15 protein-coding genes are annotated in these 16,773 nt (G+C 59.1%); 4 read left to right on the top strand and 11 right to left on the bottom strand.

Translation table 11 applies throughout. The features are described 5' to 3' along the window. Position 1: 1 nt before the first annotated feature. Together ACA070_RS00210 and ACA070_RS00215 are read left to right on the top strand one after the other, a co-directional pair. Positions 2 to 940, top strand: a complete 939-nt coding sequence (locus ACA070_RS00210; RefSeq protein WP_497449594.1) for an MlaD family protein — start codon at positions 2 to 4, stop codon at positions 938 to 940. Next, the gene (locus tag ACA070_RS00215) at positions 937 to 1,578 is read left to right on the top strand and encodes an ABC-type transport auxiliary lipoprotein family protein (protein ID WP_497449595.1); all 642 of its coding nucleotides are present in this window, start codon (positions 937 to 939) and stop codon (positions 1,576 to 1,578) included. Before ACA070_RS00210 ends, ACA070_RS00215 begins: the two co-directional genes overlap by 4 nt. A gap of 135 nt (positions 1,579 to 1,713) precedes the next feature. On the opposite strand, the gene ACA070_RS00220 is transcribed toward ACA070_RS00215, so the two are convergent. The 5 genes from ACA070_RS00220 to ACA070_RS00240 form a co-directional block, all read right to left on the bottom strand. Continuing rightward, on the bottom strand, positions 1,714 to 2,943 hold the full coding sequence (locus tag ACA070_RS00220; RefSeq protein WP_497449596.1) for a nucleoside recognition domain-containing protein: 1,230 nt from the start codon (positions 2,941 to 2,943) through the stop codon (positions 1,714 to 1,716). 221 nt (positions 2,944 to 3,164) lie between these two features. Then, positions 3,165 to 4,496: a glutamate/aspartate:proton symporter GltP gene (gene gltP / locus ACA070_RS00225; RefSeq protein ID WP_497449597.1), complete on the bottom strand. Its 1,332-nt coding sequence runs from the start codon at positions 4,494 to 4,496 to the stop codon at positions 3,165 to 3,167. A 696-nt stretch (positions 4,497 to 5,192) separates the two neighbouring features. After that, positions 5,193 to 5,657 (bottom strand): inhibitor of vertebrate lysozyme family protein, encoded by a 465-nt coding sequence (locus ACA070_RS00230; RefSeq protein WP_497449598.1) that lies wholly within the window; start codon positions 5,655 to 5,657, stop codon positions 5,193 to 5,195. A gap of 2 nt (positions 5,658 to 5,659) precedes the next feature. Then, positions 5,660 to 5,824 (bottom strand): DUF1328 domain-containing protein, encoded by a 165-nt coding sequence (locus ACA070_RS00235; RefSeq protein ID WP_003177151.1) that lies wholly within the window; start codon positions 5,822 to 5,824, stop codon positions 5,660 to 5,662. A gap of 82 nt (positions 5,825 to 5,906) precedes the next feature. After that, positions 5,907 to 6,194, bottom strand: a complete 288-nt coding sequence (locus tag ACA070_RS00240; protein WP_497449599.1) for a hypothetical protein — start codon at positions 6,192 to 6,194, stop codon at positions 5,907 to 5,909. 465 nt (positions 6,195 to 6,659) lie between these two features. Here ACA070_RS00240 and algB point away from each other — a divergent pair, with 465 nt between their 5' ends. Continuing rightward, positions 6,660 to 8,006: a sigma-54-dependent response regulator transcription factor AlgB gene (gene algB, locus ACA070_RS00245; RefSeq protein WP_010465602.1), complete on the top strand. Its 1,347-nt coding sequence runs from the start codon at positions 6,660 to 6,662 to the stop codon at positions 8,004 to 8,006. Positions 8,007 to 8,013: 7 nt separating this feature from the next. Then, complete coding sequence (locus tag ACA070_RS00250) at positions 8,014 to 9,801, top strand: ATP-binding protein (RefSeq protein WP_497449600.1); 1,788 nt, start codon at positions 8,014 to 8,016, stop codon at positions 9,799 to 9,801. A gap of 15 nt (positions 9,802 to 9,816) precedes the next feature. Here ACA070_RS00250 and ACA070_RS00255 read toward each other — a convergent pair whose 3' ends face one another. The 6 genes from ACA070_RS00255 to ACA070_RS00280 all read right to left on the bottom strand — a co-directional run bounded on the left by ACA070_RS00255 (position 9,817) and on the right by ACA070_RS00280 (position 16,757). Then, positions 9,817 to 11,430, bottom strand: a complete 1,614-nt coding sequence (locus ACA070_RS00255; protein ID WP_497449601.1) for an EAL domain-containing protein — start codon at positions 11,428 to 11,430, stop codon at positions 9,817 to 9,819. Between the two features lie 75 nt (positions 11,431 to 11,505). After that, positions 11,506 to 12,285: an N-acetylmuramoyl-L-alanine amidase gene (locus ACA070_RS00260; RefSeq protein WP_497449602.1), complete on the bottom strand. Its 780-nt coding sequence runs from the start codon at positions 12,283 to 12,285 to the stop codon at positions 11,506 to 11,508. A 103-nt stretch (positions 12,286 to 12,388) separates the two neighbouring features. Next, a complete protein-coding gene (locus tag ACA070_RS00265; RefSeq protein ID WP_497449603.1) occupies positions 12,389 to 14,413 on the bottom strand; it encodes a diguanylate cyclase in 2,025 nt (674 codons plus the stop codon). Continuing rightward, positions 14,414 to 15,289 carry an endonuclease/exonuclease/phosphatase family protein gene (locus ACA070_RS00270; protein WP_497449604.1) on the bottom strand — a complete coding sequence of 292 codons (876 nt, stop codon included), beginning with the start codon at positions 15,287 to 15,289 and terminating at the stop codon, positions 14,414 to 14,416. A gap of 14 nt (positions 15,290 to 15,303) precedes the next feature. Then, on the bottom strand, positions 15,304 to 15,945 hold the full coding sequence (locus tag ACA070_RS00275; RefSeq protein ID WP_497449605.1) for a thiol:disulfide interchange protein DsbA/DsbL: 642 nt from the start codon (positions 15,943 to 15,945) through the stop codon (positions 15,304 to 15,306). A 200-nt stretch (positions 15,946 to 16,145) separates the two neighbouring features. Then, positions 16,146 to 16,757: a c-type cytochrome gene (locus ACA070_RS00280; RefSeq protein ID WP_497449606.1), complete on the bottom strand. Its 612-nt coding sequence runs from the start codon at positions 16,755 to 16,757 to the stop codon at positions 16,146 to 16,148. Positions 16,758 to 16,773 lie beyond the last annotated feature (16 nt).

A 16,773-nucleotide genomic window follows, 5' to 3' on the forward strand; every position in this document is an offset into this window, starting at 1 on the left:
CATGGAAACCCGAGCCCATCATGTATTGATCGGCCTGTTCACCGTGATTGTGGTGGCAGGCGCCCTGCTCTTCGGTCTGTGGCTGGCCAAGTCCAGCGTCGACACCGAGTTCAAGGATTACGAAGTCGTCTTCAACGAGGCCGTCAGCGGTTTGTCCAAGGGCAGCGCCGTGCAATACAGCGGGATCAAGGTCGGCGACGTGGTGACGTTGCGCCTGGACCCGAAAGACCCGCGCCGGGTGTTGGCGCGAATTCGCCTGGGCGGCGATACGCCGATCAAGGAAGACACCCGGGCCATATTGGCGCTGACCGGGATTACCGGCACCTCGATCATCCAGCTCAGCGGCGGTACCCCGCAAAGCCCGAACCTCAAGGGCAAGGACGGCCATCTGCCGGTGATTATCGCGTCGCCCTCGCCCATCGCCCGTTTGCTGAACGACAGCGGCGACTTGATGGCCGGTGTGAACACGCTGATGCATAACGCCAACCTGATGTTTTCCACGGAGAACGTCGAGCGCATCAGCAAGACGCTGGAACACTTGGAACAAACCACTGGCACCATCGCCGACCAGCGCGGCGATATTCGACAGGCGATGCAGCAACTGGCGTCGGTCGGCAAGCAGGCTGGCGCCATGCTGGAGCAGACGTCGGCGTTGATGCGTAACGCCAACGGTCTGCTCAACGATCAGGGCAAGCAGATGTTCGGCAGCGCCGAGCAGGCGATGAAATCGCTGGAACAAAGCAGCGCGACCATCAACACATTGCTCACGACCAACCAGGATTCTCTGAACAGCGGTATGCAGGGCCTCAATGGCCTCGCACCCGCGGTGCGTGAACTGCGCGACACCCTGACGTCGTTGCGGGCCATTTCCCAACGCCTGGAAGCCAACCCCAGCGGTTACTTGCTGGGCAATGACAAAAACAAGGAGTTCACGCCATGAAGCTTGCGACCCTCGCCCTCCTTGCCAGCTTCACCTTGGTCAGCGCTTGCTCGATCTTGCCCAAGTCCGAGCCATCGGATGTCTATCGCTTGCCGTCGGCCCAGAGCAGCGTATCGGCCAGTGCCGGCGCGCCGCAACGCTGGTCGTTGCGCCTGAACAAGCCTCAGGCCAGCGAAGCGTTGAACAGCCCGAAAATTGCCGTGATCCCCCAAGGTGATCTGATCAGCAGCTACACCGCCTCACGCTGGAGCGATCCGGCGCCGGTATTGCTGCGTAATCGATTGCTTGATGGTTTCCTGCGGGACGGTCGGGTGCCGTTGCTGAGCACGGATGACAGCAACTTCCAGGCAGACCTGGAATTGGGCGGAAGCCTGCAGGCGTTCCAGACTGAATACCAAGGCACCGCGGCGAGCGTGGTCGTGCGGCTGGATGCGTTACTGGTGCGCGGGTATGACCAGCGAATCCTCGCCAGCCGCCGCTTTGAAGTGCGTCAGCCATTGAGCGATGTGAAGGTCCCGGCGGTGGTGATCGGGTTTGGCCAGGCCAATGATAAGTTGACGGCGCAGGTGGTGAGTTGGGCGGTTGAGCAAGGGCAGAAAGTCGCCCCGCCGCCCAGGAACGCCGCGAATTCCTTGTAGCAGCTGGCGTAGCCTGCGTTCGGCTGCGAAGCAGTCGTCAAGTTATCCCGCATCTATCAGGTTGATCGCGGTGTCTGGTTTTGCGACTGCTTCGCAGCCGAACGCAGGCTGCGCCAGCTGCTACAGGGTTTTTGGTTAGCCGAAGAACCAGTAGCAAACCCCGATGGCGCCGAGGACACCGGCAAGCTCCGCCAGCAACGCACACCCCACCGCATGCCGCGCCCGTTGAATCCCCACTGCTCCGAAATACACCGCCAGCACATAGAACGTCGTTTCAGTACTGCCCTGAATCGTCGCCGCCACCAGCGCCGGGAAGCTGTCCACCCCGGAGGTCTTCATGGTTTCGATCAGCATTGCCCGCGCGGCGCTGCCGGAGAATGGTTTGACCATCGCTGTCGGCAAAGCATCGACGAAACGCGTGTCCCAACCGGCCCACTCCACCAGATGCCGAATTCCGTCCAGGCCAAAGTCCAACGCGCCGGACGCCCGCAGTACACCGACGGCACAGAGCATTGCCACCAGATACGGCAACAGGTTCTTGGCCACGTCGAAGCCTTCTTTCGCGCCTTCGACGAACGCTTCGTAGACCTTCACTTTGCGCAATGCGCCGATCACCAGAAACAGCATGATCAACCCGAACAGCGTCAGGTTGCCGAGGATCGATGACAGGCCGGCCAGAGCGGTCGCCGAGAGCGTCGCCAGCAGCGCCATGAAGCCCCCGAGGGCCAGGGCACCGGGAATCAGGTACGCGAGCACCACCGGGTCCCACAGCCGCAGACGTTGCATGAACGCCACCGACAGCAGGCCTACCAGCGTCGAGCAACTGGTGGCGAGCAGGATGGGCAGAAACACCAGCGTTGGATCAGGCGCACCTTGCTGGGCGCGGTACATGAAGATCGTCACCGGCAGCAGGGTCAGGGAGGACGCGTTGAGCACCAGGAACAGGATCTGCGCGTTGCTGGCGATGGTGGCGCTGGGGTTGAGTTCTTGCAGCGCCTTCATGGCTTTAAGGCCGATCGGCGTGGCGGCGTTGTCCAGGCCCAGGCCGTTGGCGGCGAAGTTAAGGGTGATCAGGCCGATGGCCGGGTGACCGGCCGGCACTTCCGGCATCAGGCGCAGGAACAAGGGGCCCAGCGCCCTGGCCAGCCATTCGACGATCCCGGCCTTCTCGGCGATTCGCAGAAAGCCCAGCCAGAGGGTCAGGGTGCCGAACAGCAGGACCATGACCTCGACCGATAACTTGGCCATGGCGAAAATGCTTTCCACCATCGCTGCGAAGATCCCGGCGTTGCCGCCGATCAGCCATTGCGCCAGCGCCGAAACGGCAGCCACGATGAAGAAGCCAAGCCACAGGCCATTGAGCATCAGTTAAATCCCCCGAAGAATGCCGCGAATGATAGCGGGGTAGCCAGAAACGACAAACCCCGGATTTCTCCGGGGTTTGTTTGTGTGGCTTGCTCGGGTCACTGTGGGAGCCAGCCTGCTGGCGATGAGGCCGGCACGTTCAACATCTCTGTTGTTTGATACACCGCTATCGCCAGCAGGCTGGCTCCCACATAAAAGCCAGACTCCACAGGGTTCAGCTATCAGTTGCTGGAGACTTCACCCGCCGGCAACTTTTCCTTGCTGCGCCAGTGCGGCAGCGAGTTCCAGTAGCGCTGGCCCTTGGCGTCGTCGTACATGCCTTCCCAACGGGAGATGACCAGTACGGCCAAGGCATTGCCGATCACGTTCAACGCGGTACGCGCCATGTCCATGATGCGGTCGACACCGGCGATGAACGCCAGGCCTTCCAGCGGAATACCTACGCTGCCCAAGGTTGCCAGGAGCACCACGAAGGACACGCCCGGTACGCCGGCGATGCCTTTGGAGGTCACCATCAGAGTCAGCACCAGCAGCAATTGCTGGCTGATCGACAAGTCGATGCCGTAGAGCTGGGCAATGAAGATCGCCGCGATGCTCTGGTACAGGGTCGAACCGTCGAGGTTGAACGAGTAACCGGTCGGCACCACAAAGCTGCAAATGGCTTTCGGCGCGCCGTAAGCTTCCATCTTCTCAATCACGCGCGGCAGCACGGTTTCGGAGCTGGCGGTGGAGTAAGCCAGTACCAGCTCATCCTTGAAGATGCGCATCAGCTTGATCACCGAGAAGCCGAACAGGCGAGCGATCAGGCCCAGTACCACAAAGGCGAAGAAGGCGATGGCGACGTAAACCAGGATCACCAGTTTGGCCAGCGGTACGAGGGACGCGAAACCGAAGTTGGCCACGGTCACCGCGATCAGTGCGAACACGCCGATCGGGGCGTAGTTCATGATCATGTGGGTGACTTTGAACATGCTCTCGGACACGCCCTGGAACATCTTCACCAGCGGCTCGCGCAGGTCCGATTGCAGGCTCGACAAGCCGAGACCGAACAACACGGAGAAGAAGATGATCGGCAGCATTTCGCCGCGGGCCATGGCCGCGAAGATGTTCGACGGGATCAGGTTGAGGATGGTTTCGATGAACGCGTGTTCATGCTGAACCTCGGCCGCCGTCGCCTGGTACTTGGAAATATCCACGGTACCCAGGGTGCTCATGTCGATGCCGGTGCCCGGATGGAACACGTTGGCCAGCACCAGACCGACCACAATGGCGATGGTGGTAACGATCTCGAAGTAAATGATGGTCTTGAGGCCGATACGCCCCAGTTTCTTCGCATCGCCTACGCCTGCAATGCCGACGATCAGCGAGGAGATGACGATCGGGATCACGATCATCTTGATCAGACGGATAAAGATATCGCCTGCCGGTTGCAGGACGTTGCTGATCCACCAGGCTTTTTCGGCACTGAAATGGTTGAGCAGCGCACCGATTGCTATCCCCAGAACCAGACCAATGAGGATCTGCCAGGCGAGGCTGAGCTTTGCCTTCTTCATATCTTTACCCTTACTTGCGTTTGACTCAGGCGAATGCAAGAACTGGAACGCTCGTGGCGAAAAAGTCTGTGCATCTGCCCCCGTATAAGGTGCCCCGGAGCGCTTTATTACGGCTCTCTGCAGGCGAAAAAAGGCGCAACTATTCCGATGCAAGGAAGCGACGTCTAATGCCGTAAACGCCTACCCTATGCCGAATCGGCATGAGCTTTTGCAATTGAAACTCGCGTCCCAACCGGTTCGAATACGACATTTCGGCAGGCATAAGTGCCGTGAACCGGCCATTTCAGAGGAGGCTGGTTGTTTTTTAAACAGTTGATTTCTTAGCAAAACTTGGGAAAAAGCCTACGTTTCGCAGCGAAAACTCTTATGCAGAAAGTCGGAGGTTTCTCGATATACGGTCGTGAAGAAACACCGCGAAACGGTTTTGCGGGGAATATGCAGCAGAGGGGAATGAGCGAAATGCTCTAGATCAACGTTTTGCACGTTGAAGCTCTTCGCAAGTCCGTCGAGCCACTCGGGGCTGGCGAACCTGCGTCGCAGCTTTATACCTGACCTGGCCCTTGCGCAGACACTCCATGTGCCCGTAGGTCACTCCGCCCCTGAAACAGGCAGAACGTCCCGACCCCTTGGTCATGCGCCTGCCTTCCTCGGGTGGCGCACTGGAAAGGAGCATGCTGCTCCTCTCATGTTACAAACTCAGTACCAGTTCGGATCTTTCTTGAGTTGTTCCATCAACAGGTCCTGCATGCCCTGGTCAGGTTTCCCGAGGAAGCGGTAGTCGGCATGTCGCGTTGGCGACTTGTCGGCCGGCAGTCCTGCAGGCACTTCGACCAGCATGGCGTAGGCGTCCTTTTTGTCGAAGCTGAAGGCCACGATCAAGCGCTTGTTCAGGCACGTCGGTTGCGTTTCGCAAAGCGGCCCGACCAGATACTTGTCGCCATCTTCTTCAACCGCATTCATTTGCTCGGCATCGCCAGACAGGTTCATCACCCATTCCGGCAGTCGTTCTTCCGTTTTAACGACCTCAGTCCAGGTTTCACGGTATTGCGGGTCCGAATTCAGCAATTCGCTGGCCCGCGTCTGGCCATCATTGGCCGCCATCGCCATGGCACTACCGCCCAGAAGCAGGGCGGCTGCCAAAGTTTTTAACAAAACGCTCATATTCAGCCTCGACCGCGACGGCCGAAGAAGAACGAAGCAATGAACATCACCAGGAACACGACAAAGAGAATCTTGGCGATACCCGTGGCGGTGCCCGCGATACCACCGAAGCCCAGTACGGCGGCGATGATGGCAATGATCAAGAATGTGATTGCCCAGCTCAACATGGTGATTCTCCTTACGCTTCTATATTAGAGATGTAGCTTGTGGTGCTTTTCCCGGCGCATCGAGCGCGCCAAGTTCGTTTGCTCAGAACACCCAGCGTTCCTGACGAGGCATCTCATCTGCAGGCTGAGCCTGGTCGACGTCCATCATTCGCATTGGGGCGAGGTCAGCCTGGTGGCTGCTGACGGCGCTGAAGTGGGTCTGGGTGGCACGTTGAATCGACACGTGCAGCGCCTCGGGTTGCTGGCTCTGTTCCCACAGAAGGAACTGCTGGCCGGCGATCAGCGTGATCAGCAGCGCCAGAATGCCAAACAGGCCTTGTTGGATATGCAAAGGCGAGATGCGCAATGGGGCGACACGTTGGCGATTCATGCTGAAACTCCTCCCACTCTGGTGGTGATCTGTTTGGTGGGCGTCGATTCAAAATGGCCCTGATTACCCAGACTATTGCAGCCTGCATGCCAGCTTTTTAATTGAAAAATACTGTTTTAAATCAACAGGTTAGTCTTAATGAGAAATTCAGGTTGGACGCATCCTGCACGATGGGTCGTATAGGGTCGTGCGTATTGCACGATCAATTCCCGGGAACTTTGAATATTTTTGAATTGCGAGGAGGGCGTAGATGTCAGAAAAGGACGTGGGAAGTCGCTGTAAAGCTATTCTTTTGGTAAAAAGCCAAAGAAATCAGCTCGTTAGCTAATGGGTGAGTAGACAGCTACCCTGCCATGGCTGGAAAGGATCAGAATCAACCATGCAACTTGCCCGATTTTTCCGGGACTAACCAAGATCATTCATTAGACTACTGACCAAGATCATTCATTAAAGGAGCGCAGGAACATGGAATCAGCCACCGAGCATCAAGGCCGCATTCTGCTGGTGGATGACGAATCCGCCATTCTGCGAACCTTCCGTTATTGCCTCGAAGACGAAGGCTATAGCGTGGCCACCGCGAACAGCGCGGCGCAGGCCGATGCTTTGCTGCAACGTCAGGTGTTCGATCTTTGCTTCCTGGATCTGCGCCTGGGTGAAGACAATGGCCTGGATGTTCTGGCCCAGATGCGCATTCAGGCGCCATGGATGCGGGTGGTGATCGTCACCGCTCACTCGGCGGTGGACACCGCCGTAGATGCGATCCAGGCCGGTGCCGCCGACTACCTCGTCAAACCTTGCAGTCCCGACCAACTGCGCCTGGCCACCGCCAAGCAGCTGGAAGTGCGGCAGCTCTCGGCCCGCCTGGAAGCGCTTGAAGGCGAAGTGCGTAAACCCAAGGACGGTCTGGATTCCCATAGCCCGGCCATGAAAGTGGTACTCGAAACCGCACGCCAGGTCGCCAGCACCGACGCCAACATTCTGATCCTTGGCGAGTCCGGCACCGGTAAAGGTGAACTGTCCCAAGCCATTCACGGCTGGAGCAAGCGCCAGAAGAAATCCTGCGTCACCATCAACTGCCCGTCGCTGACGGCGGAATTAATGGAAAGTGAGCTCTTCGGCCACAGCCGAGGCGCGTTCACCGGTGCCAGTGAAAGCACGTTGGGCCGGGTCAATCAGGCCGATGGCGGCACGTTGTTTCTCGACGAGATCGGCGATTTTCCCCTGACGTTGCAACCCAAGTTGCTGCGTTTCATCCAGGACAAGGAATACGAGCGGGTGGGGGATCCGGTGACCCGTCGCGCCGATGTGCGAATTCTCGCGGCGACCAACCTGAACCTCGAAGACATGGTGCGCGACGGTCGTTTCCGTGAAGACCTGCTCTATCGCCTGAACGTCATCACTTTGCACTTGCCGCCACTGCGCGAACGCCGAGAAGACATCCTGAACCTGGCCGACCGTTTCCTGGCTCGCTTCGTCAAGGAGTACGCGCGTCCGGCCCGTGGCTTCAGCGACGAAGCGCGCGAAGCGTTGCTGGGTTACCGCTGGCCAGGCAACATTCGCGAACTGCGGAACGTGGTGGAGCGGGCGAGCATTATCTGCCCTCAGGAACGGGTCGAGATCAGCCATTTGGGCATGGCCGAGACTCCGACCAACAACGCACCACGTATTGGCGCGGCGTTGAGCCTGGATGAGCTGGAAAAAGCTCACATCGGCGCCGTGCTCGCCACCGCAGATACGCTGGATCAGGCGGCCAAGACCCTCGGCATCGATGCCTCGACCCTGTACCGCAAACGCAAGCAGTACAACTTGTGAGCCTGCGATGAAACTGGCGATGAAGCTGCGTACTCGGCTGTTCCTGAGTATCTCGGCGCTGATCACCGTGGCACTGCTCGGGCTCTTGCTCGGGCTGGTCAGTGTGATGCAGATGGCCGGGACCCAGGAAGTGCTGGTTCGAAACAACTTCGTCACGCTGGACCTGGGGTTGAAATTGCGTCAGACCCTGGGCGATCAGCTCATGGTGATGATTGACGACAAGCCTGATCCCGCGGCATTCGAGGCTGCCAGGCAGCACTACCTCGAGTTGCTTGAAGAAGGCATCTCCCTTCAGAAATCCGGCAACGGCGGCTACGGTTTCATACAGGCCAAAGCTGACTACCTCGACTTTCTTCAGGTCTACGATCAGGCACAAGCGCCGACGCCGGCGTTGAGCGGCAATGAGGCGCTGACGGAAAAATTCAATATTGTGCGCAGCGGTCTGGTCACTGAACAAAAGCGCGCACTGGATAACATCAACAACACCGAGCGCCAGGCCCGGGAGCGCGCGTTGCTGATTGCCGGCCTGCTCGGGTTGGTGGGGTTGGCGGTGCTGATCATCGGTTTCGTGACCGCCCATGCGATCGCCCGGCGGTTTGGTGCTCCGATCGAAGCGTTGGTCCAGGCCGCCGACAACATCGGCCAGGGTAATTTCGAAGTGACCCTGCCGGTTTCCTCCGCCGAGGAAATGAACCAGCTGACCAAGCGCTTCGGCATCATGGCCGAGGCGTTGCGTGAGCACCAGGCCATGAACATCGACGAACTGCTTGCCGGTCAGCAACGTTTGCAGGCGGTACTCGACGGCATCGACGATGGATTATTGATGATCGACCGCGAAGGCCATTTAGAACACCTCAATCCAGTTGCGCAGCGCCAGTTGGGTTGGGACACCGATCGCCTCGGTGAAGGGCTGGGTACGGCGCTTGAACGTCCCGAACTCGATGAGCAGCTGCAACTGGTGTTACGCGGCGGGACGCTGGAGCGGGCGCCGGAAGACCTGAGTATTGAGGTCGATGGTGAGTCGAGGTTGCTGACGTACAGCCTGACCCCGGTCAGCCACACGCAGGGTCACATTCTCGGCGCAGTGATGGTGTTGCATGACGTCACCGAACAGCGTGCCTTCGAGCGGGTGCGCAGTGAGTTTGTCTTGCGCGCCTCCCATGAGCTGCGCACCCCGGTCACCGGGATGCACATGGCCTTCGGCCTGTTTCGCGAGCGGGCGAAATTTCCCGAGGATTCCCGCGAGGCCGACTTGCTGGACACTGTGAACGAAGAAATGCAGCGCTTGATGCAGCTGATCAACGACCTGCTGAATTTCTCGCGCTACCAGAACGGATTGCAGAAGCTCACGCTGGCGCCGTGTTCCATCGAAGATTTACTGGGGGAGGCTCAAGCACGTTTCGCCGGGACTGCGGCGCAGAAGGGCATTGAGCTGCTGGTGGAAGTGCAGGGGCCGTTACCCCGATTGCAGGCCGACCAGGCGCAATTGGACAGGGTGCTCGATAACCTGATCGATAACGCCTTGCGCCATACCGCCCCGGATGGACTGATACGTCTGCAGGCGCGACGCCATGGGGAGCGGGTGATTATCAGCGTGGAAGACAACGGTGAAGGCATTGCCTACGGTCAGCAGGGGCGGATCTTTGAACCCTTCGTTCAGGTCGGCCGCAAGAAGGGCGGTGCCGGGCTGGGTTTGGCGTTGTGCAAGGAAATCGTGCAGTTGCATGGCGGGCGGATGGGTGTTTATTCGCGGCCGGGGCAGGGTACGCAGTTCTACATGGCGCTGGCGGTTTAAACCTCAGCAGCCTCTTCAGGCTTCATCATCAATACGTCGATTGCTCATTCGGCGACCACGGGTAATCAGTTCGATGAACTGCACGGCGCTCAGCGCATGGGCGAACAGCCAGCCCTGACCGTACTTCACCCCTTCGCTGCTCAGAAACGCCGCTTGGGCTTCATGTTCGATGCCCTCGGCAATCACCCTGAGTTGCAGGGCCTGGGCCATGTGAATGATGTGCGGTGCCACGCCGCTGCTGGCGGCGTCATGGCCCAGGGCATCAATGAACGCCTTGTCGATTTTCAGGCAGTCCACCGGCAGGGTTTGCAGGTAGGCAAGGCTGCAATAGCCAGTGCCGAAATCATCGATCAGCACCTGATGTCCGACATCGCGCAAGGCTTGCAGGTTTTCCCTGGCCACCACCACATCGATCAAACCCCGCTCAGTCACCTCAAAGGCAATCTGCTGCGCCGCGACCCGGTGCAAGGTCAGCAGGCGTGCCATCACCTGGCCGATACGCGGCACCATGACGTCGCAAGCTGCAAGGTTGACGGAGATATACAACTGCGGATTGGCCCGTAGCAGTTGCCCGAGTTGTTCGAGAAGTCTCTGCAATACGAAGTCGGTCATCTGGCGGATCTGGCCCGTGTTCTCCGCCATCGGTATAAACAGGTCGGGGCTGGTCAGCGTGCCGTCCGGTCTTCGCCAGCGCAGCAAGGCTTCGGCCCCGACACAGTTGCGGCTGTCGAGATCGAAGATTGGCTGATACAGCACCTGTAATTCGCCTCGTCGAATAGCGCCGTTCAGTTCGGCGTCCAGTGACTGTCGCTGGCGCACCAGCAGAAACACCATGAAACCGACTAAAACACCCAGCGCCAGACTGGCCGGCAGCAGCCACCACCACACTCCCGGCACATGCATGCCAGTGCGCGGAGTGATCAGCACTAATTGGTATTCGGGATTGTTGGTGGGCATACGGTAAATCAAGCGGGTTTGTGTCACTTGCAGGGCATCGCGGTTTGTCAGGGGCAAGGACTCTTTGGGTGGCCAGGCCTGTGGGACACCCAACACAGGAATTGCGCGGGTGCCATGGTCGAGTACCACCAGCAGGCTGCTTCCCGGCGACAGATCGACCATGTCGGTCAAATGGCCGCGAGACGTTGCGACCCGGAAATTACCGCGACCCAGCATCAGCGCGGCACGGTTTTCATCGGGTTCGGTGGTGGTGTTCAGCCAGAAACTGTAGGTGGGGCCCTTGATGTCCGGGGTGCGAATCATCGACTGCCCTCCCTGGCGAGGGCGATTCGAGCAGATCCGCGACGCGTCCATGTAAGTGGCTTCGTAAACGAATCGGTAGTTGAAGCTGACCTGTTGCAAGGTCGCGATCATTTCGTCATCGCAGCCTCGCAGGGGCTGGGCTTCCAGATCGTCGAGGCTTTCGCGTAGCTGCCCGAACAGCTGTTCCAGCCGGGCGAGGAAGCGCTCGCCCTGAGCGTTCATTTCCTGGCTTTCCCTCTGCTCGACCTGATTCATCGCAACAAACAGACTGGCGGCCATCAATAGCGTTGCGCTCAAGGCAGCAGCCAGCATCGCCAAAAACCAGGGGCGATAGAACCAGCTACGAAACGTCTCTCGAGCTACAGTCATTATGGATATCCGAAGAATTACCAATGAGTTATAGCTGCTGATTGAGAAATAGCCCTTACCGTCGGGCGGGCGTCATTATTTTGTCTGATTCAAGACTTGCAGGAGCGCCGCAGTCTGAGCGTCCGGTGTGCCGTCGAATCGGGAGGGGCGAAAATGCATCTGGAAGGCCGACAGTACGTGACGCGTGGCCACATCAAGCTCGCCCGTTTGTGGCGTGGCGTACCCCAGGCGAGCCAGCTGTCCCTGATACCAACTGATGCTCGGCAGTTCTGTTGCAAACCGGGTTTGCTGACGGGCGACGGACTGCTCGTTTGGCCAGTTACCGATGCCTTCTGCAGCGAGGCGCTTCCAAGGGAACAGCGGACCGGGATCGAGCTTGCGCAGCGGCGCAATGTCGCTATGGCCGATGATGGAGTGAGGGTTGATGTTGTAACGCTTGCTGATGTCCTTGAGCAGGAAGATCAACGACTGAACCTGATCTTCACTGTAGGGGTACCAGAGGCGGCCGGTCGGCGTGTCTTTGAAGCCAGGATTGACGATTTCGATGCCGATGGAGCTGGAATTCAGCCACGTCCGGCCTTGCCATTCGCTTTCGCCAGCGTGCCAGGCCCGAAGATTTTCATCCATCAGCTTATAGATGGTGGCGCCTTTGTCGTCGCCGATCAGGTAATGACTGCTGACTTCGCCGTGGGTCAGCAATTGCAGCGAACGCTCGAGCGAAGCGGAGGTGTAATGCACCACCACGAACTGAATACGACTGTCGTGATTGGCTGAAGGGTGGCTGGTGTCGATCCGGGGGCCGCTGGCACAACCGGCCAACAGAAGCAGCGACACGATAAGGGCAAGACATTTCATGGCAAGAAGGCATACACGCAAGACAGTAATGCAACAGTGTAACGTACTGCCTTGCGCGCCGAGGGCAAAAGCGCTGTTTTAAACAAAATGGAACAATTGGCTCTCAGCCTGCCTCAACCCGATTGCGACCGGCATGTTTTGCGCGGTACAGCGCCTGATCGGCTCTTTTCAGCACCAGATCGCTATGTTCGCCGGCTTTAAATGCAGTCACACCCATGGAAATAGTGATGGTCACCCGCTCGCCCTTGAAGTGAAAAGGGCAGGCTTCGATCGATGCGCGCAAGGCTTCCAGCAGTTTAGCTCCGGCAGCCAGGGGCGTGGCGGGCATCAACAGGACGAATTCCTCACCGCCAAATCGCGCAATGAAATCCGTACCGCGCAGGCGTTTTCGCAGCACGCTGGCGATGATTTTCAGCACCTTGTCGCCTGCCAGGTGGCCGTAGTTATCGTTGATGCGCTTGAAATGGTCGAGATCGAGCATCGCCAGCAACAGGGTGTTGCCGTGTTGCTGCCATTGGCGGACTTCGTGCTCCAGCCTTTCAGTCCAGGCCGCTCGATTGGGCAGGCTGGTGAGTGGGTCGATCAGGGCTTTCTGGCGCTGTTCTTCAAGGTGTTCGCGGTAGCCCAGCGCTTCCTGCTCCATGTGCGCCACGCGTTCGGCCAGGCTTTGCAAGCGTGCTGCGACTTCCTGCTCACGTTCGTCACGCTGCTTCTGGTGTTGATCCATGGTGCCGAGCAGGCCTTCGAGATGGTTCTCCAGGACGTGCTTGAGGTCATCCAGGTTTGCCGCTTCCTGCATGCTGCTCTGCAGGCCATCGACTTGCTCGCGGATCTGCGTATCCATTTCGCGCGCAGCGGAGCGGTTATCGGCATGGCCGTCGCTGGCGGCCTGCAAGTTGCTCTGGAACGACTCGAGGCGTTCGTTGAGTTGCTGCAGGTAGGCTTCGAACTCGTGCTGGCCGCTGTCTGTGATTGCCAGCATCAAAGTCGCCAGATCGTCTAGGATCGGGATCAACTCATACCAGTTCAAGCCGTTTTGCAGGCGATCGCGCATTGCTTCGGCTTGCGGTCGATGGCGTTCCGGCAATGTCAGGTCGTCGAGCAGGCCCAGGAGAGTGTCTTCGATGTGCTTGGCAACCGAGCTGTAGGACGGCTCGGGCGAGTCGGGCAGGGCGTAGAGAATATCCTCTGGCTCGAGGTGCTCCGCATCAATGGTCGCTAATGCCGGGGTCAGTTCATCCGGGTTGATTGCCTCTTGCAACTGCTCGGCTGGCACGATGTCTGGAAGCGCTGGCTCTTGTGGTTGTTCAATGTTGGGCTGTACGTGTGGCTCTACAGTTTGCGCACAGGCGGTCTCTGGCTGAAGCACAGGCGGGACAAACGCCACCACTTGGGAAGTGGGTGGTGCGTGTGTCTCCAAGGGTTCAGGAATGGCAGCGGCGGGTTGGGCGTCGAGTACCGTTGGCGGTACGACTGGTGGCTGCTCCTCCGTGGATGCGAGATCGACCGCTTCATTCGGGGTTGCGGTCAGGGGCGCGGCAACGGGTTCGACGGTAGCCGTTTGCACCGCTGGAGCGGCGATTTGCGGCGCGGCTTCATCCGCTTCCCGATTGCCGAACAGTCGCTGCAGAAAACCGGGACGATCAGGTTCTGCCGGGGTGTCCAGTTGACGCAAGGCCTTTCCTTGCAGGCCACTCAGTTCGCTGAGTAGCAACGGAATCTCACGCGCCTGACTGACTCGGCCATCCAGTTGTTTGGCAAAGTTCTTGAGTGGTCGGCTGACTTCGCGAGGCAGCGGCAGTGTTTGCAACTGAGTCACCAGTGCAGTCAGTGCGGCACTGGTCTGATTGACCCGGGTTTCCCGGCGCTGTTCGGAATCGAGTACGGCTTTTTCCAGTCGCGGAAGCAGAGCGGCCAGGCCGGCGTCCATGTCATCGGTGCGCACGACTTCGCGCATTTCCTTCATGCACAGGTCAACGGCGCGATCGGTGCCTTCTGCGGCCAGCGTGCTGCGCACCAGCCCGCGACGCAGCAAGTCGAGCCGGGCATCCCATCGGCGTTCGAGCTTTTCCTGTTGTTCGATGCTTTTGAGGTATTTCTCTTTCCAACGCTGTGTTTCGTCGCTCATTCATGGGATCCGCGAAGGTGCAGGACTCAACGCGGGGAATGCATCGGCCGTGAGCGAACCCGGCAGACGAATCTCTACCGCGACGGGCAGGTGATCTGAAATCGGTTGTGCCAGCACCTCGACCTTTTCAAGGGTCAGGGTGGGGCTGAGCAGAATATGGTCCAGGCAACGCTGTGGGCGCCAGCTGGGGAAGGTCGCTTCCAGCTGCGGCGCGAGCAGGCCGAGGTCACGCAACGGGGAGTTTTGCAGCAAATCAGTGGCGTGGGTATTCATATCGCCCATCAGCACCTGGTGTTTGTAACCGCCGATCAACTCGCGGATATAAGCCAATTGCATGCTGCGGGCTCGAGCGCCCAGCGCCAGGTGCATCATCACCACCACCAGCGCCTCCGGACCCTCGCCGAAGCGCACCAGAATGGCCCCGCGACCCTTGGGCCCCGGCAGCGGATGATCTTCAATCGCCCACGGGCGCAGGCGGCTGAGCACGCCATTGCTGTGCTGGCCAAGGCGACCGAGGTTGCGATTGAGTTGTTGATACCAGTAGGGAAAGGCGCCGAGCTGCGCCAGGTGTTCAACCTGATTGACGTAGCCTGATCGCAAGCTGCCGCCATCGGCTTCCTGCAGGGCGACCAAGTCGAAGTCGCCTAGCAGATTGCCGATCTTTTGCAGGTTGTCGGCACGCCCGGTGTGCGGCAGCAGATGCTGCCAGCCTCGGGTCAGGTAGTGCCGATAGCGCTCGGTACTGATGCCGACCTGGATATTGAAACTGAGCAAACGCAGACGGCTGTCTGCGGGCAAGCCCGTCGATTCCAGATGATGCTCGTTGACCCGCGGATCATGCAGACCAACGACGCGTTCAGTACCCCAGCGGCGCATGGCAGTCGCCGCGCTTAGTTGGCGGCAGCCTTGTTAGCCGCTCGCTCTTTGTCGACCAGTTTGTCGGCCAGTTGCAGAGCCTGCTCGGCACCGCCGGCAGAGCCCACGTCAAAGCGGTACTTGCCGTTGACGATCATGGTTGGAACGCCGGAGATTTCATATTTCTTGGCAAGTTCGCGAGCCTTGGTGATCTGGCCCTTGATGGCGAAGGAGTCGAAGGTCGCCAGGAACTTGTCCTTGTCTACACCTTGAGTCGCGAGGAAGTCGGCCATTTCAGTCTTGTCGACCAGCTTCTTGTGTTGTTTCTGAATCGCTTCGAACACCGCAGCGTGGACCTTGTTCTCGACGCCCATCGCTTCAAGGGTCAGGAACATCTGGCCGTGTGCGTCCCATGGGCCGCCGAACATGGCAGGAATGCGTACGAAGTTCACGTCGGAAGGCAGTTTCTCAACCCAAGGATTGATCACTGGTTCAAAAGCGTAGCAATGCGGGCAGCCATACCAGAACAGCTCCACGACTTCGATCTTGCCAGGCACGGCGACCGGAACCGGGTTGCTCAGTTCGACATAAGGGGCGGCGGGTGCTTCGGCGGCTTGGGCATTCATGCCGAACAGGCTGGCAGCGACGAGTGCGGCGCTGATGATCAGATTACGCATGCTTTACTCCTGGACAATTTTGGTCGCCTCGCGCGACCTGTTTTCAGACAGGTCCTGGCGGGCTTGAGTTCTGTAGTGTAACGGCAGCGGCCACAAAAAAGGGCGGCCTGAGCCACCCTTTTTATACTTGCTGCGACGGATTAATAGAGCGTTAACGTTGCAGGAGATGTACGTCCCGCGTGACGCTCGATTTGCCGGTCTTAGTGCAGGCCCTGAATGTAGCTGGACACCGCGGCGATATCTTCGTCGCTCAGCTTTTTGGCAATGCTTTGCATCGGTTTGGTATCGCCATCGTTGGCGCGACCGCCTTCTTCTTTGCGGAAGTCGGTCAGTTGCTTGGCAACATACTGAGCATGCTGTCCGCCCAGGTGCGGGAAGCCGGCAGCCGCGTTGCCCTTGCCGTCCGGAGAGTGGCAGCCGGTGCAGGCTGGCAGGCCCTTGGCCAGGTCGCCGCCACGGAACAATGCTTCACCGCGAGACACGACTTTCGGGTCGGCGGCGCCAACGCTGCCTTTCTGGCTGGCGAAGTAGGCGGAGATATCGGCCAGGTCCTGATCGCTCAGGTTGGTCAGCAGGCCGGTCATTTCCAGAACGGTGCGCTTGCCGGACTTGATGTCGTGCAGCTGCTTGTTCAGATAACGCTCGCCCTGGCCTGCCAGTTTCGGAAAGTTAGGCGCCATGCTGTTGCCATCCGGGCCATGACAGGCGCCACATACTGCGGCTTTCGCCTGACCAGCAGTTGCATCACCTGCAGCATGGGCTATGCCGGAGATCCCCACGGTCAACAGCAGACTCACGATCAATTTGTTCATCAGCTAATCCAACTAC

The organism is Pseudomonas sp. LBUM1678, assembly GCF_059695575.1.